Below are 15,262 nucleotides of genomic sequence, written 5' to 3'. Positions count from 1 at the left end.
AATATAAAATATTATATTCATATAGAATGTTCAACATTCGGGTAAAATGGAGAAAAAAATGAAAAAATGGAAAGTCGCTTCTGCTATTGCGTCGATGACTTTGGCCGGGTTGTTTGGGTGCTCCTCGGAATCAACGGATGTGACGTCGCCCACCTCGATATCGGAAAAAACGGAACAATCTGAAGGGGTTGTTCTCGTCAATGCCAAGGGTGCCAAGACGCACTTGGCTATGTATAGGCGTTCTGTCGTAGATTTCAGACAGTTCGAAGGTCAGGTTTCTGAAGATACCGAAGGTGCTTCTATTGATATTGACTCTGTCCTTCAGGGCGAAAATTTTGCGATTGATGCAGATGTCACGGTTGAAGATGATTCTGTCTACACGATCGCTTCTGCCGGTGTCGACGGAGACGCTTTCGCCTGGATTATCCAGATCGAGAAGGGCGCCATTGTCTATTCCTGGCGCGAAAATGGAAACAGCGAATGGCAGGTGTTCAAGACCAACATGGTTCTCAGCAGGGATATACTGAACAATATCCGCGTGGAACGCGCCGACGATATGGTCGTTGTCTCCTTGAACGGCTCCATCAAGGCCGCCTTCCGTGACGGGGTGAAAGGCTCTATTACGCTGAAGGGTAAGTTCACTATCGGTTTCGACAAGAAGGACAAGGACAAGTGCCATTGCCATAACGGCCATGTGGACCAGATCGGTGTCGAATCTGTCGACGAGATGGAAGAAGGCTCCGAGATGGGCGATGTCGTCGATACGGATACGACCGAAGCCATCGATGATGTCGTCGATAGCACTGAAGTCGTCGATACCACGGCCGAGCTCCCGGTGACGGAATGGATTGCCGACTGGAATTTTGAAAACGCCGAGAACCTGGGACTCGATGCAACCGGTAACGGACACGATGCCGTTGTTGGAGAAGGTTCTGTTGCCGGCGAAAACGGTATCGCCAGCTTTGACGGACGCTCGGGCTTCACCATTGCTCTTGACTCTCTTATCAAGATTAACGAGTTCGTCGTCGAAGCTCGTGTAAAGCCGACGAAGTTCGGTACCATGCAGAATATTATTGTGGCAGAACCTCCCGGACGCGGCGTCGATGGCTGGCAGCTCCGCATAGACGAAGGTGTCTTGACGGTCCATCTGCGCGATACCGATATTGACGCCGATGACTGGAGCATTTTCCCGGGCAAGGCCATGACTCTTGACCAGTGGTGCGAAATCCGCCTGGAACGCAGCATTGACAGCGTCAAGCTTTTCCAGGATGGTGAATTGACTGTTGCTGCCGCTTACCATGGCGACCTGACCCAGATGCGCTATGACTGGAGCATCGGTTTTGACGGAATGGATCAGGCTTTCCATGACCGCTATTTTATCGGTGAAATGGATTTTGTCCGCTTCGGCAAGTTCGAAGGCTTTAGCAGCGGTACTGTGGTGCCGGTCAAAGAACGCCTGATTGCGGCTTGGGAATTCAACGAACCGCAGTTCATCGGTCTCGACCGTATGGCGAACAACTCTACGCATTACCTCGCTGGAACTCCGCGGATTGCCGATACTACGGTTTCTCTCGATGGGAATTCCGGCCTGCGTGTGAACCTTTCCAAGGCGTTCTTGCGCAATACGTTTGCTGTGGAAGCCCGCGTTAAGCCCGCCTCGTTTAGCGCCATGCAGAATATCGTTGTCGCAGAACCTCCCGGACGTTACGGCGACGGCTGGATTGTCCGTGTCGACAACGGCGTGCTGACGGTGCATTTCCGCGATGCCGATACCGATGGCACGGAATGGAACGTTTATACGGGTGCCGAGCTTGCTCTCGGTGAATGGAACGAAATCCGCGTGGAACGCAGTGCCGATTCCATCAAGGTGTTCCAGAATGGCGAACTGACGGTGAATGCCGTTGCCACCGGAGACATCTCGCAGCTGGGCTATGACATCGGAATCGGTTACGACGCCATGAACCAGGCCAAGCACGACCGATTCTTTGATGGCGAAATCGACTATGTCCGTTACTATGGGCTTTAATTGCGATTAAAATGGATGTTGGTATAATCAATTATAATGGCGGACAGGAGCTTGCGACTTGTGTCCGCAGTTTGTTAAATCAGTCTGTCCCCGTAAGGGTCTTTGTTCTGGACAATGCTTCGAGCGATGACTCGATTGCTGAATTGAGAGAGCAACACCTGGATTGCAGGATTATCGAAAGTTGCACCAATTTGGGATACGCGGGGGCCTGCAACAAACTTCTCGAAAATATGGATGACGATATCCAGGTGCTTTGCAACATGGACCTGGAATTTGATTCTTCGTGGGCGGCAAGTTTACAGAGGTGCTTTGACCATCATCCCGAAGCGGGTTCGGTGGCGAGTCTCGTGATGGAAAAGAGCGGGGTCGTCAATGCCATTGGCGTGCAGTTCGGCCCCGATCTGTTTGCCAGGAACGAGGCGAGCGGCTTGGACCTTTCCGAAGCGGACGCCCGTGAAAAAGAGGTTTTCGGCTGTTATGGTGCCGTGATGAGCTTCCGCAAGAAGGCCGCCCTTGCCGCAGGCAAGATGGACGCGAGCTTTTTCTTGTTCTTTGAAGAAACGGAATGGTATTTCAGGCACAACCTGGCCGGTTTCAAGACGATCTTTTGCCCGGACGCCAAGGTGTTCCATGAACGCTCCCTGACGACGGTGCGCTATTCTCCGCGCAAGCTGTTCTATTCGGAACGCAATCGTCTGCGTACGGCTGTCCGCTTGCTGCCTTTGGCGGATATCTGCAGGTTGCCGGCCCGAGGCATCTCCCGTTATCTCAAGATGGCGAAGGGCGGCGTGCCCGGAGCTTCGGGAGACGGAAAGAAGCTTTCGAAAGTCGCCATTTGCTTTGCCCTGGCCAGGGCTTGGATCCAGGCTTTCTGGATGTTGCCGGTTGATTTCAAGATGCGTCACCATTACCGCAAGAAGTTCGGTAACGTGAACCAGATGACGCAGGAAATTCTGGAAAAGTACAGTATTAAGGATTAGGGGCGGGCTAGTTCGTAATCGAACATCCATTTCAGGGTGTCTTCGATTTTAGTTCCCTTCCAGTAACCGAGTTTTACGATGCGCGAGTTGTCGCAGCATTGGTAAGGAACGTCTACAGGGCGCATTTTTTCGGGATCCTGTGCGACGTCTATTTTTACGGATGCAAAGCCGATGATGGTCTCGAGCAGCTGGCCGACCTTGTAGGCGTTTCCGGACCCGACGTTATAGCAGTCGTATTCCGTATTGTTTTCGAGCAGCATGCGGTAGACATGCGCGATGTCGCGGACGTCCGAGAAATCGCGGTAGGCTTCCAGGTTGCCGACTTTGATTGTTCCCGGTGTGCCGGATTTTTCGATATCGGCAACTTGTTGCACGAAGCTGGGCAGGGCGAATGTCGTGCGTTGGCCGACTCCCGTGTGGTTGAAAGACCTGGTGCAGACGATTTGCAGACCGTGCTTTTGGCGGTAGAGGCTTGCGAAGTTTTCCTGCGCTATTTTCGAAATTCCGTAGGGGTTGCTTGCTTCGAGTTCGTCGTCTTCCGAAAGTTTTTCGTCTTTTTTCGCGTATTCCTCGGCTGAGCCGATCAGGAGCGTCTTTGCCCTGGGCGCATGCTTGACGATGGCGTCAAGAAGGTTCAGCGTACCGACAACATTGACCTGGATGGCCGCGGAAGGATTTTTCCAGGACATGCCTACCGAACTGATGGCGGCGAGGTTCACGATGTAATCCGGCTTTACGGATTCGACAGTCTTCTCGACGCTGCCCTTGTCAAGCAGGTCCATTTCGGGAATGTCTACGGCAAAGACTTCGTGTCCGGCATCTTTAAGTTCGGAAACGAGATAATTGCCAACAAAGCCCTTTGCCCCGATGACGAGGGTTTTCATTAAATTTTCCCTTCGGCAAGGAGAGCCATGTCGCTCTTGACCATGCGGGTGACGAGCTCTTCGTAAGAAATCTGCGGCTTCCAGCCCAGGATTTTCTTGGCCTTGCTGGCGTCCCCGATGAGCAGGTCGACTTCGGCCGGGCGGAAGAACTGCGGGTTGACTTTAACGACGACCTTGTCCGTTCCCTTGATGGTGGCGTATTCGTTGATGCCCTTGTCGTGGAATTCGATTTCCATGTCGGCAGCCTTGAAGGCGAGCGTTACGAAATCGCGGACGGTGTGCGTTTTTCCGGAAGCGATGACGAAATCGTCGGCTTCCGGCTGCTGGAGCATGAGCCACATGGCACGGACGTAGTCGGCGCTGTGTCCCCAGTCGCGGCTGGCGTCCATGTTGCCAAGTTCAAGTACTTCCTGCTTGCCGGCCTTGATCTTGGCGACGGCGATGGTGATTTTGCGCGTGACGAATTCGGCTCCGCGACGTTCGGATTCGTGGTTGAAAAGAATCCCGGAACAGGCGAACATGTTATAGCTTTCGCGGTAGTTCTTGGTAATCCAGTGACCGTACAGCTTGGAGACTCCGTAGGGGCTACGCGGATAGAACGGTGTCGTTTCGTTCTGGGGCACGGCCTGTACCTTTCCGAACATTTCGCTGGTAGATGCCTGGTAAACGCGGGTATCCGGTTTGCAGAGACGGACAGCTTCCAAGAGCTTGGTGACGCCGATGGCGTTGATGTCGGCGGTGGAAAGCGGCGTTTCCCAGGAGGTGGTCACGAAGGACTGAGCGGCGAGATTGTAGATTTCGTCGGGCTTTGCGATTTCCATGGCTCGGATGAGCGATGCGGAATCGGTCATGTCCCCGAAAATGAATTCCACCTTGCCTTTCAAGTGCTCGGCGTTGTTGAAGTCCAGCTTGCTCTTGCGGCGTACGAGTCCATAGACTGCGTATCCTTTTTCGAGAAGAAATTCGGCAAGATAGGATCCATCCTGGCCGGTGATACCTGTAATAAGTGCGCGTTTCATGCTATAAAGTTACAAAAAAACAAATGGTCGGTTGTAGAATGCACGTAAAATGCGGCTGCGTAAAGACATAGGATTGTTTTTCCCCTTTAGGCGACAGTATTTTTCGCATGTGGTATCTATATTAGGCGTCGGGCTTCTAACCACCAACCGCTAACCACTATTTACTAAATTACGGATATGGCTTTTGTTCATCTGCAAGTGCATTCTGAATTTTCTGTGTTGAAGTCGTCGGCTCGTCTCGATGGCATCTTGAACGCCGCAGCTGCGGATAACGCCCCGGCGGTCGCCCTTACGGACCACGGCGCCATGTTCGGTATCCTGGAAATTCAGACGCGCGGCAAGGACCTGAACAAGAGCCGCAAAGAAAAGGGGCTTCCGCCCATAAAGACGATATACGGCTGCCATGTCTATATCGATTCCGCGAGTGCAACCCAAAAGGATCCGTCGTCTTTTGAACGGTTGACCCTGCTTGTCGAAAACGAGAAAGGTTACTACAACCTGCTGCGCATCGTAAGCTACCGCTACGAGGAGTCCGACCGCTGGGCCGAAATCCCGTCGGTGCCGCTGGAAGTGGTGAACCAGCACAAGGAAGGCCTTATCGCCATCGCTGGGGACTTCTTTAGCCGTTACGGGCAGAACGTGGTGGCGGGCCGTTTCACCCAGGCGCGTGAATACATGGATGCGCTGGACAAGATTTTTGACCGCGACCATCTGTACATTTCGGTTTGCGACAATGGGATTCCGCTTCAGAAGGGGCTGAACAAATACAACGTGGAGCTTGCCAAGGAAACGGGCCGCGAGGTCGTGGCCGTTGCCGATGTACATTACATCAATCCCGAAGATTCAATGGCGCACAAGGTGCTGCGTTGCATTTCGCTGAAGACAACCCTCAACGACTTTACGGATGCGCGTTTCCCTACGGACCAGTTCTATTTTCGTTCCGAAGAAGAAATGGTCAAGCTTTTCGGCGATATCCCGGGCGCTATCGAGAATACGGTCAAGATTGCGGAACGCTGCAACTTTACTGTAAAGACAGGCATCGGTGACGACTTCTGGCCGCGATTCAAGATTCCCGAAGATTTCCTTGCTTCTGAGGAATACCAGAAAATCAAGGCGATCATGAAGGCGGAATACGATGCCGAATATCCGGTAATCCGCGAGCGTGAGCTGAAGGGCGTTATCAAGGACAAGAAGAAAAAGGTCACGGAGCGGTACTGCGCCGACAAGGGCATTGCCGAAGACTCCCTGACCGAAGACGACAAGGCCGAAATAGAGCGCCTGTCCCAGCCGGAATTCTTTGATGAAGACGACAATAAGGCCTGGGACAAGAATGTGCGCCGTTGGTGCAAGCCGGGCGGCGATGCCGACATCTACATTACGCATCTGTGCAACGAGCGCCTAAAGTGGCGCTTCCCCGACGAAGATTTCAAGTTCCCCGCGCACGAGACCGACGTGGCCAAGCGCATGTACAAGGAGTTGAACTGTATCCGCAACATGAACGTTGCCGGCTACCTCCTGATTGTGTGGGACTTCATCAACTGGTCTCGCGAGCACGGGATTCCCGTGGGCCCGGGGCGTGGTTCCGCGGCGGGCTCGCTCGTAACCTACATCATCGGCATTACCGACATTGACCCGCTCAAGTTCGACTTGCTTTTCGAAAGATTCCTGAACCCCGAGCGCGTGAGCATGCCGGATATCGATACCGACTTTGCGGACCGTGACCGCGGGCGCGTTATCCAGTACGTGACCGACAAGTACGGCTACGATTGCGTGGGGCAGATTATCACCTACGGTATGCTCAAGTCCAAGGCGGTGATTACCGATGTGGCGCGCGTGCTGGGCTTTGCCCCCCAGGAGGCGAAGGTCATCACCAAGCTGTTCCCGCAGCGAACGTTGAACTTCAGCTTGAACCAGGCCTGGACGGGTAAGGACAAGAAGGGCAACAACCTCGAAGACGGTTATAGCCCGGAACCCTTGCAGGCGCTCATCAACAGCCGTCCCAGCTACCAGAACCTTTGGGACATTGCTAAGAAACTCGAGGATTTGCCGCGACAGACGGGCGTGCATGCGTGCGGCGTGGTGATTACGCCGACTCCGATATATAACTTGGCTCCCTTGTACAGGGCCGCACCTGCCGATACTCCGGTGGTGATGTACGACAAACACTACGCCGAAGACATAGGCTTGCTGAAGATGGACTTCTTGGGGCTCATCAACTTGTCCATCATCCAGGACACGGTCAACATGGTCAAGAAAAATCGCGGGATCGACCTGGACATGGGCCATATCCCGCTCGACGACAAGTTGACCTTCGACCTTCTGGGCAAGGGCATGACGACGACGGTGTTCCAGTTTGAATCTCCGGGTATGCAGAAGTACCTGCGCGAACTGAAGCCGACGCGAATTTTTGACCTGATCGCTATGAACGCCCTGTACCGTCCGGGGCCTATCGACCAGATTCCGCACTTTATTGCGCGTAAGAACGGCAAGGAAGAAATCGACTGCTACCATCCGGACTTGGAACAGGTGCTGGGCGAAACCTACGGCGTTATCGTCTACCAGGAACAGGTGATGAAGCTCGCCCAGATTCTGGGCGGGTACACGCTGGGCGGCGCTGACAACATCCGCCGCATCATGGCGAAGAAAATGCCCGAGAAGATGGCAAAGCTCGAACCGGAGTTTTTCCAGAAGTGCCTGGACAAGGGTTACGACCGCGCCATGATCCAGAAGGTATGGGATGCGGTGCTCCCGTTCTGCGGATACGCGTTCAACAAGAGCCATGCGGCGGCTTACGCCTATGTGGCTTACCAGACGGCTTACTTGAAGGCAAATTACGGCCCCGAATACATGGCGGCCTCCATGACCTCGAAGATGGGCAAGACGGAAGACATCGTCACCATTATCCAGGAATGCAAGCGTCTGGGAATCGAGGTGGTTTCGCCGAACATCAATACCTCTTACGGAGTGTTCACGGCCAACGAGAAGGGGCAGATTCTGTACGGCCTCGCGGGTATCCGCAACGTAGGCCTCGCGGTTATCGAGGACGTTGTCGCCGAACGCGAGAAGAACGGGCCGTTCAAGGACATCTTCGACTTCTGCAAGCGCGTGGCAGCCTACCAGGGAAGCCTCAAGGAAAAGCATCCGCCCCTGAGCAAGAAATTGCTCGAGTGTCTCGTGATGGCGGGCGCTTTGGATGACCTGCCCGGTAGCCGCGCCGTTCTCATGGCCACCGTGGATCGCGCGATGGAAGTTGCCGCCAAGGATCAGGAAGACAAGTCCAAGGGACAGATGTCGCTGTTCGACCTGGGCGGTGCCGCCGAGATGCCGAACATTGCCGAGGTCCTGGAAGACGCCGAAGAATGGAGCTGCATGGAAATGCTCAACAAGGAACGCGAAGTCCTTGGCATGTTCCTTTCCGGGCATCCGCTCGATGAATTCCGACCGGAATTGCAGGGGTTCACAACGACAAGCCTCGCTCCCGACGAATTGGAACGCAAGGTGGGCGGAACGGTCTTTGTGGGCGGAGTCGTCACCAAGATGCGCTCGGTAGAAACCAAGCGTGGCGATACGATCGGCTTTGGACAAATCCAGGATTTCCATGGGGAAACCGGCCTGTTCTTCAAGAAAGACGAATGGGAAAAGTACCGCGATATCATATCGCAGGATGACCGCATCCTGGTCAAGGGCATCCTGGAACACCAGCGCGACAAGGACCGGAAGGAAATCGAAGAAACGCAGATTGTTGTGGAAGAGGCCTATCAGCTGGATTACGTGCGTAGCGCGATGGTGAACTATATCCACGTGTCCGTTTTCTCGCAGATGCTGAATGACGAATTCATCGCGAAACTGGAAGAAGGCATGCAGCGTTTCGAGGCTTTCAGTGGGGAGCATTCCTGTCAGCTGGTATGCCATGTGGAAACGAATTCGAACTATGAGCACGGCATTGTCTTGCGCAAGTACAAGCTGGAATACAACCAGGAATTGATGAACTGGCTCAAGAGAGATATGGGCGTGCTGAAACTTTGGGTTTCGGGGAAGCCCCGGCGTTGATGAAGTACATATTGCTTTGCGCCGGGGAGGATTCCGGCGATATCCTGGGAGAATCTTTCGTCCGTGCGGCAGTCTCCGGCGGCTATGCGGCTCGCGGTACGGGCGGCCGACGGATGTGTTCTTCTGGGATGGAGTCCGTTGCCGATTTCGAGAGCCTTCCGGTATCGGGGTTTGGCGATGTCTTGCCCCATTACTTTCAACTGCGGCGTATTTTTGGACGCCTGGTAGAGGCGTTGGAATCTCCGGATTGTGCCGGCTTTATCGCCATTGACTACCCGGGCTTCAACATGAAGCTCTGCGCCTTGGCAAAACGTCTGGGTAAGCCCGTCCTTTATGTCGCTCCGCCTCAGGTCTGGGCCTGGAAAAAATCCCGAGCAATGCGTTTGCGGGGAATTCCGCTGGCGGTACTTTTTGAGTTCGAACGCAGGGCGTACGAAGCTTTGGGTTGCCAGGCTGGGGTGCTGAAGCATCCTTTCGATGTCGGCGCGACATCTCCGCAGGCGGCGCCGGGAAACGCTTATGCACTGCTGCTTCCCGGAAGCAGGAAAAGGCAGGCCGTGCGTAACCTGAAAGCATTCCTGCAAATGTTCAAGGATTCGCATGATGCCGTGAAGGTCGTCGCTGCGAGGCGATCCCTGGTTCGCGTTTTCGAAGACGTCATCTGTAGCAGTTTCCGTGGTGGCGCATCCGATCGGATTACGGTGGAAGTGTCTCCAGACGACGCTGCCGCCCGGGCTGCTTTATATGGGGGCGCCCGCTACGCTCTGTCTGCTCCCGGTACGGCGACCTTGGAACTTGCTCTTTCGGGAAGCCCGCTTGTCGTGGCTACGGTTCCCGACTCCCTGACTTATGTGCTGGGCTCGCTGTTCGTGAAATCCCGGTATTTCGCGATGCCGAACATCTTGCTTTCGCGCGAGGCAGTCAAGGAGTACATCTGCGCTCCATGGAAGGTCCGGAAAACGGTGTCGCTGATTGCGGAATCGGCCCAAAAGGCCGACAGACAAACTGCCGGGGACATTGCGGGAGAATTGGCTGAGATTGTCGGGGCGGGCAAGCTAGCGTCTGAATTTTTTAGCGAGCTCGTCCAGGGTAATCCGCATTAGCGTCGGAGTCCCGAAAGGAGACTTGAGCGGGTCCGTCATTGTCATGAGCTGGTCCATGAGACTCGCCATTTCTTCTGGATTGAGCTTGTCCCCGGCCTGGAACGCATTCGATTTTGCCCAAGCCTTGGCTACGGAATCCTGGATTTTCACCATGTCCGTTTCGCCATCTACGAGACAGGCGTCAAAAAATTCATGAACGGCCTTGGCGACGCGGGAAAGCGGCAGCGAACTGGGGATGGCTCGTACCTGGTAGGTTGAACCTCCGAACGATTCTATGTGGAATCCGAACTGCTTCAATTGGGATTCTACGCTGGGGAAAAGTTCCTTTTCGTCTTTTGAAAATTCGACAAGTTCAGGGAACAGCAGTTCCTGGCTGTTCAGGGAAACTCCGCTTTGCAGGCTTTCGAGAGCCTGTTCGTACAGGACGCGCGTATGGGCGGCGTGCTGGTCGATAATCAGTAATCCCTCGGCATCTTCGCAGGCGATATAGGTGTTGGCTATCTGGAACAGTGTCGGGGGTGTCCAGGGGGCGGGTTCCTTAGGGGGCGGAGGCGGGGCGTATCCCTGCTCCGGTTCCAGCGAGATGATTTTCCCGGTTTCGGGCTGCGAAAACAGGTCCTGGACCTCGTCGCGTTCGGGAATCCGCGGTTTGCTCGTGACGATACTGCGGGGCTTGCTTTCGTGGACGGCCTGGATGGGGTCGGGGATGTCGAGCCCGGCATCGCTCAAATCAATAAATGCCGAATTTTTCTTGATTTGCTGGGTCAGGGTCTCGCGGATGGCGTGCGTCACGACAAGGAACACGAGGCTCTGGTTGGCGAACCGGACTTCGCGCTTGGCGGGGTGGACGTTGACGTCGAATTCCATGTCCGGCATGTCGAGGAATAGAACGGTGACGGGCTTGCATTGCGCTCCATACGGCTCGTAGGTCTGCGAGATGGCCTTGGCGATGGTCTTGTTCTCGATGGGGCGGTTGCGCATGAAGAGGAACTGGTGGTGCCTCTTGCCGTTAGTTTCCGAGGTGGGGGAGATAAACCCCGTGACGTGAATCCCTGATTCCGTGAAGTCCACGGGCAGCAGTTTTTTGGCAATGCCGGAGCCGATGGTTTCGGCGAGCCTTGTGCGCAGTTCACCCGGGACTCCGATAAATACCGATTTTTCGCCCAACTTGTAGTCAAAACGGATTTCGGGATGGGCGATGGCGATCTTGATGATGACGTCGAGGATCTTGGTGCTTTCGGAGGTCTCGCTACCGAGGAACGTACGGCGGACAGGCGTGTTGAAGAACAGGTCTTCAACCAGGAAGGTCGTTCCCCTGCTGGCGGCGCATTTCTCTTTTGAAACAACGTTGCCACCGTTTAGGATAATCCGGTTGCTTTCACCGTCTTCGGTGGTGCTGGTGATTGTCATCTTGGAAACGGCCGCGATGGAGGCTACGGCTTCTCCGCGGAACCCGTTCGTCTGCAGGTGGAAAAGGTCTTCGGCGGCAAACAGCTTGGAGGTGGTGTGACGGAGATAGCAGAGGTCGAGGTCTGCTTCGTTCATTCCTTTTCCGTTGTCTGAAACCAAAATCTTTTTTTTGCCGCCCTGTTCAATCTGAATTGAAATTCGGCTTGCGCCAGCATCGATAGCGTTTTCGACTAGTTCCTTGACTGCCGATGCCGGTCGCTCAATAACTTCGCCTGCAGCAATTTTATTGATGATTTCATCTGTTAAAATGTGTATTTTAGCGGAATTCACTGCCAAAATATACACTTTTGTAGGAATCTTGCGTGGTTTTTTGTTAAATTTGGGGCAATGGAGCGAACTTGCATCTTATTTAAACAAAAGCAAGTTCGAGTGAGGTTAATGTGCTTTCAAATCTATTTTTACAGTTGACTCATATTGAGTTGTTGATTTCGTATCCGGTCAAGGACATATTGACATTGGTAAAACGCGATTCTCGCTTTACTGTAAAAACCTTGAACGACATCTATTTCGAGGATTCTTTCGTGGACGAAGGCACCCACCGCCTCATTATGAACAATGTGGTGAACTGGCTTTATGAACGCGGCGAGAACCCGGATGCGTTCGTGCAGCGTATTATTGACCGCTGTGCCGCGTTCGAAGGCGTTCCGGCCCGTAGCGTGCTCCGCTCCTATCTGCCCTATGTGTCGCAGTTCTACGCGACCAAGGATGTCCGCCAGCTTTGCCTTGATATCATCCCCAAGCGCTATCCGTTGCTTACGGATTCGAAGTTCCTCAAACGCGACGTGGTGGATGGCTACCGCAAGGAGTATTTCGCATTCCGCTTTGAAACGCCGGGCGTGCTCATTACGAACCCCATGCGCTGGTTCAATGGTCTGGTCCAGATCGGTGCCGTTCTTTTGGGAACGCCTCCTTACGAGCACCTGACATTCAAGGCTTCCCAGACGTCTTTTGTCGAAGCGCTTGAAGGCCGCGAAACGGCAGAAATCAGGGATGATGGCTTTGTATATGTGAAAGGCCGTCGTGTTGGTCAGAATATGTCATTTGGCGACTGCATTGCAGAGAATGACCTGACATGGGATGTCGATGCCGAAAAGAAGATGACCTGTGTCAAGGCTCTCGAAGAAGTGGTTGACGAAAAGACGGGTGCGCATCTGATCCAGAAGGGCTGCTACTACGGAGCCCCCGCAAGCATCGTATTTATCGACTATAAGGCCGACGTGGTGACTCCGGAACCGTTCAACAAGCTGATGAGTGCCGTGGTGAAGCAGGAATTCGATTCCTGGCAGCCGATCCAGAAGGCACAGGAACAGCTGTTGGAAGCGATGAACGATTCCGTGACGATTGTCTACTATAAGAGCGACGATTCCATTTCCGTGAACAACAAGCACTTGATGAGAAACGTTCCCGCTCGAATCCTCCGCAACCTGCTCCGCGAATATACGGCGACGGGTCGAGAAGAATACGAAAACCGTGAATTCAAGCGTGATCCGGCAATCTGCATGGACCCGCTCCGCCCGAATTTCGAAAGCAGGCTCAACCGCGTTATCGCCCATATCAACGGGTGCGATGATCCGAGCAAGCCGACCGAAGGCGTGAAGAAGTATTTCGAAATCGAACGTCACCGCCGTGGCGGTTTCCGTTTCGTGCCCAAGAGCAAGATTATCTTCCGCGAAGAATAAAACCTGTTCTGCAAACGGAACCGTAAGTTTTTTCTGATACGAAAAATAAGTAAAACGGAAGGTTCGGTATGCCGAAAGAATGGTATATTTTAGGGCGTTGGGAGCTGCTAGTGAATTTAAAGCGATCTGTCAGTTTTTCCCCTCTTGATTAGATTTGCTGATCTGGAAGACTCTCAATATTTTCTCCTTCTTAGGAAAGGGCTCTCGCAAGAGGGCCCTTTCTTTTTTTGTGATCTCGAGGATCACAAAAAAAGCATATTCTGGGCCTCGGTCATGCCCAAGCGAGCTTGGACGCGACACTCGGCCTGCGAATATGTCTTTATATAAAAAATCGGGTCAAATAATAAAGCATGTTCTTCGGCTCGGTCATGTCCGTGCAAGCACGGCCGCGACTCGGACGCTTACGCGTCATGCTGAACGGCTCGGACATAGAATCGCGAGCGATTCTGCGTCTCTCGCCTTGAGGCATACTCGCCTTACGAGTTGGTCTTTCAGCCTATTCTTCGGCTCGGGAAAAGACAAAAAAACTCCGCGGAGCGGAGCTTTTTAATTCTGGTTTGGATGACGCTATTAGCGCCTACTGGGGGCCATTTGCTAATGCTTGCGCATTAGCGACGGCGTTCAGCCATCTCTTTCTTCAAGATGTCCATGACGGCGCCGAGGTCTGCCGGGGCCTTGAACACGGGGTTCGCGAACTTGGAGGCTATGTTCTCGAGCTTCTTTTCGTGGTAGCCGACCTTGAATTCGGTGAACTTGAGGCCGTGTGCCGTGCTGATGACGACCACGTTCTCTTCCTTGTCGATCTTGCCCGCGGCTACGAGCTTTTCGAGGGCGCCGAGGGCGACACCCGTATGCGGGCAGCAGTAGAGACCGATGCGGTCGCCGCGGTGGGCGGCGTTCGCGAGTTCTTCTTCGGTGACGCTCACGACCATGCCGTTTGTCTTCTGGATGGCGCGTACGGCCTTCGGGTAGCTGACCGGGTTACCGATCTGGATGGCAGAGGCAAGCGTCTTCTTGGCCTGCACGGGAACGAGCTTGTCAAAACCGCGTTCGTAAGCCTGGAAGAACGGGTTGGCGTTTTCGGCCTGCGCGACGATGATGCGCGGGATGCGGTCGATGAGGCCCATGGCCTTGCAGTCTTCGAAACCCTTGGCCAAAGCGCTCACGTTGCCGAGGTTTCCGCCCGGGATAATCACGGTGTCGGGAACCTTCCAGCCCAATTCCTGGCAGATTTCCGGAGAAATCGTCTTCTGGCCTTCCACGCGGAGGCTGTTCATGGAGTTCGCGAGGTAGATGCGGTTGTCGGCGGTGACCTGCTGCACGATCTTCATGCAACCGTCAAAGTCGGTGTCGAGAGCCAAGACGATGCTGCCGTTAGAAATCGGCTGGATCAGCTGTGCGACGCTCGTCTTGCCGGCGGGGAGGAACACGATGCTCGGGATGCCGGCCTTCGCGCAGTAGGCGCTCAAGGCTGCCGAGGTGTCGCCGGTAGAGGCGCAGGCCACGGCGTCGATTTCGTGAATCTTCTTCTTGATGATGTGGTTCACCTGGCTTACGAGAACCGTCATGCCGAGGTCCTTGAAGCTACCCGTGTGGGAGTTGCCGCAGAGCTTCACCTTGAGGCTCTTGATGCCCATTTCCTTGGCGAGCGGGGCCGCGTCAAAGAGCGGGCTCCAGCCTTCGCGCATCGTCACGATGTCTTCGAGGGGCATGTCGGGGAGCACCATTTCGCGCTTGCTCCAGATGCCGCTCATGTCGGCGGGTTCAAAGCTCATGCGGCGTTCGGCAAAGAGCTTCTTCCATTCGTCGGGGCTCTTGCTCGCAAGCGCCTTGCGGTCGTGTTCCACTTCGAGCAGGCTTCCGTCCACCTTACTGCGGTAAATGACGTCGGTCAGCGGGTAAGTATCGTCCCCGTTGATGTTCCTAAAGTGCGCGTTAAACTGAGACATAACAATCCTTTTGATTTTCGAACGCAAATATAGCAAAAGTGTTCAAGACTCCAAAGTACAGATGGATGTTTTCTCGTGGGCAGGTCGTTTTTGCTATATTAT

9 protein-coding genes are annotated in these 15,262 nt (G+C 54.1%); 5 read left to right on the top strand and 4 right to left on the bottom strand.

Translation table 11 applies throughout. From position 1 onward, the window contains the following. Positions 1–58: 58 nt before the first annotated feature. Both B3M32_RS11305 and B3M32_RS11300 read left to right on the top strand, forming a co-directional pair. Positions 59–2,026 (top strand): LamG-like jellyroll fold domain-containing protein, encoded by a 1,968-nt coding sequence (locus tag B3M32_RS11305; RefSeq protein ID WP_290746936.1) that lies wholly within the window; start codon positions 59–61, stop codon positions 2,024–2,026. An 11-nt stretch (positions 2,027–2,037) separates the two neighbouring features. Next, a complete protein-coding gene (locus B3M32_RS11300) occupies positions 2,038–3,006 on the top strand; it encodes a glycosyltransferase family 2 protein (protein WP_290746933.1) in 969 nt (322 codons plus the stop codon). Here the strand turns inward: B3M32_RS11300 and B3M32_RS11295 are convergent. Together B3M32_RS11295 and gmd are read right to left on the bottom strand one after the other, a co-directional pair. Continuing rightward, on the bottom strand, positions 3,003–3,890 hold the full coding sequence (locus B3M32_RS11295) for a GDP-mannose 4,6-dehydratase (protein ID WP_290746930.1): 888 nt from the start codon (positions 3,888–3,890) through the stop codon (positions 3,003–3,005). The genes B3M32_RS11300 and B3M32_RS11295 overlap by 4 nt on opposite strands. After that, positions 3,890–4,909, bottom strand: a complete 1,020-nt coding sequence (gene gmd / locus B3M32_RS11290; RefSeq protein WP_290746927.1) for a GDP-mannose 4,6-dehydratase — start codon at positions 4,907–4,909, stop codon at positions 3,890–3,892. The genes B3M32_RS11295 and gmd overlap by 1 nt, the downstream gene beginning before the upstream one ends. A gap of 177 nt (positions 4,910–5,086) precedes the next feature. On the opposite strand from gmd, the gene B3M32_RS11285 reads away from it, so the two are divergent. Continuing rightward, positions 5,087–8,959: a DNA polymerase III subunit alpha gene (locus tag B3M32_RS11285; RefSeq protein WP_290746925.1), complete on the top strand. Its 3,873-nt coding sequence runs from the start codon at positions 5,087–5,089 to the stop codon at positions 8,957–8,959. Next, entirely contained in the window at positions 8,959–10,062 is a 1,104-nt protein-coding gene (locus tag B3M32_RS11280; protein ID WP_290746923.1) for a hypothetical protein, read from the top strand. Before B3M32_RS11285 ends, B3M32_RS11280 begins: the two co-directional genes overlap by 1 nt. Here B3M32_RS11280 and mutL read toward each other — a convergent pair. Beyond that, positions 10,015–11,802, bottom strand: coding sequence for a DNA mismatch repair endonuclease MutL (gene mutL / locus B3M32_RS11275; protein ID WP_290746920.1), 1,788 nt, complete (start codon positions 11,800–11,802; stop codon positions 10,015–10,017). The genes B3M32_RS11280 and mutL overlap by 48 nt on opposite strands. Positions 11,803–11,936: 134 nt before the next feature. On the opposite strand from mutL, the gene B3M32_RS11270 reads away from it, so the two are divergent. After that, positions 11,937–13,211, top strand: a complete 1,275-nt coding sequence (locus B3M32_RS11270) for a hypothetical protein (protein WP_290746917.1) — start codon at positions 11,937–11,939, stop codon at positions 13,209–13,211. Between the two features lie 608 nt (positions 13,212–13,819). Here the strand turns inward: B3M32_RS11270 and thrC are convergent. After that, positions 13,820–15,160 carry a threonine synthase gene (gene thrC / locus B3M32_RS11265; RefSeq protein ID WP_290746914.1) on the bottom strand — a complete coding sequence of 447 codons (1,341 nt, stop codon included), beginning with the start codon at positions 15,158–15,160 and terminating at the stop codon, positions 13,820–13,822. Between the last annotated feature and the right edge of the window lie 102 nt (positions 15,161–15,262).

It is taken from the genome of Fibrobacter sp. UBA4309 (assembly GCF_002395745.1).
In the GTDB taxonomy this organism is placed as follows: Bacteria; Fibrobacterota; Fibrobacteria; order Fibrobacterales; family Fibrobacteraceae; genus Fibrobacter.
Note: the sequence above shows the minus strand (reverse complement) of the source record. Positions and strands in the feature narration are given on the sequence as shown.

Bases quoted from the DNA above. Each gene is read 5' to 3' on its own strand.
- B3M32_RS11305 (WP_290746936.1), top strand. From the start codon at position 59: ATGAAAAAATGGAAAGTCGCTTCTGCTATTGCGTCGATGACTTTGGCC.
- B3M32_RS11300 (WP_290746933.1), top strand. From the start codon at position 2,038: ATGGATGTTGGTATAATCAATTATAATGGCGGACAGGAGCTTGCGACT.
- B3M32_RS11295 (WP_290746930.1), bottom strand. From the start codon at position 3,890: ATGAAAACCCTCGTCATCGGGGCAAAGGGCTTTGTTGGCAATTATCTC.
- gmd (WP_290746927.1), bottom strand. From the start codon at position 4,909: ATGAAACGCGCACTTATTACAGGTATCACCGGCCAGGATGGATCCTAT.
- B3M32_RS11285 (WP_290746925.1), top strand. From the start codon at position 5,087: ATGGCTTTTGTTCATCTGCAAGTGCATTCTGAATTTTCTGTGTTGAAG.
- B3M32_RS11280 (WP_290746923.1), top strand. From the start codon at position 8,959: ATGAAGTACATATTGCTTTGCGCCGGGGAGGATTCCGGCGATATCCTG.
- thrC (WP_290746914.1), bottom strand. From the start codon at position 15,160: ATGTCTCAGTTTAACGCGCACTTTAGGAACATCAACGGGGACGATACT.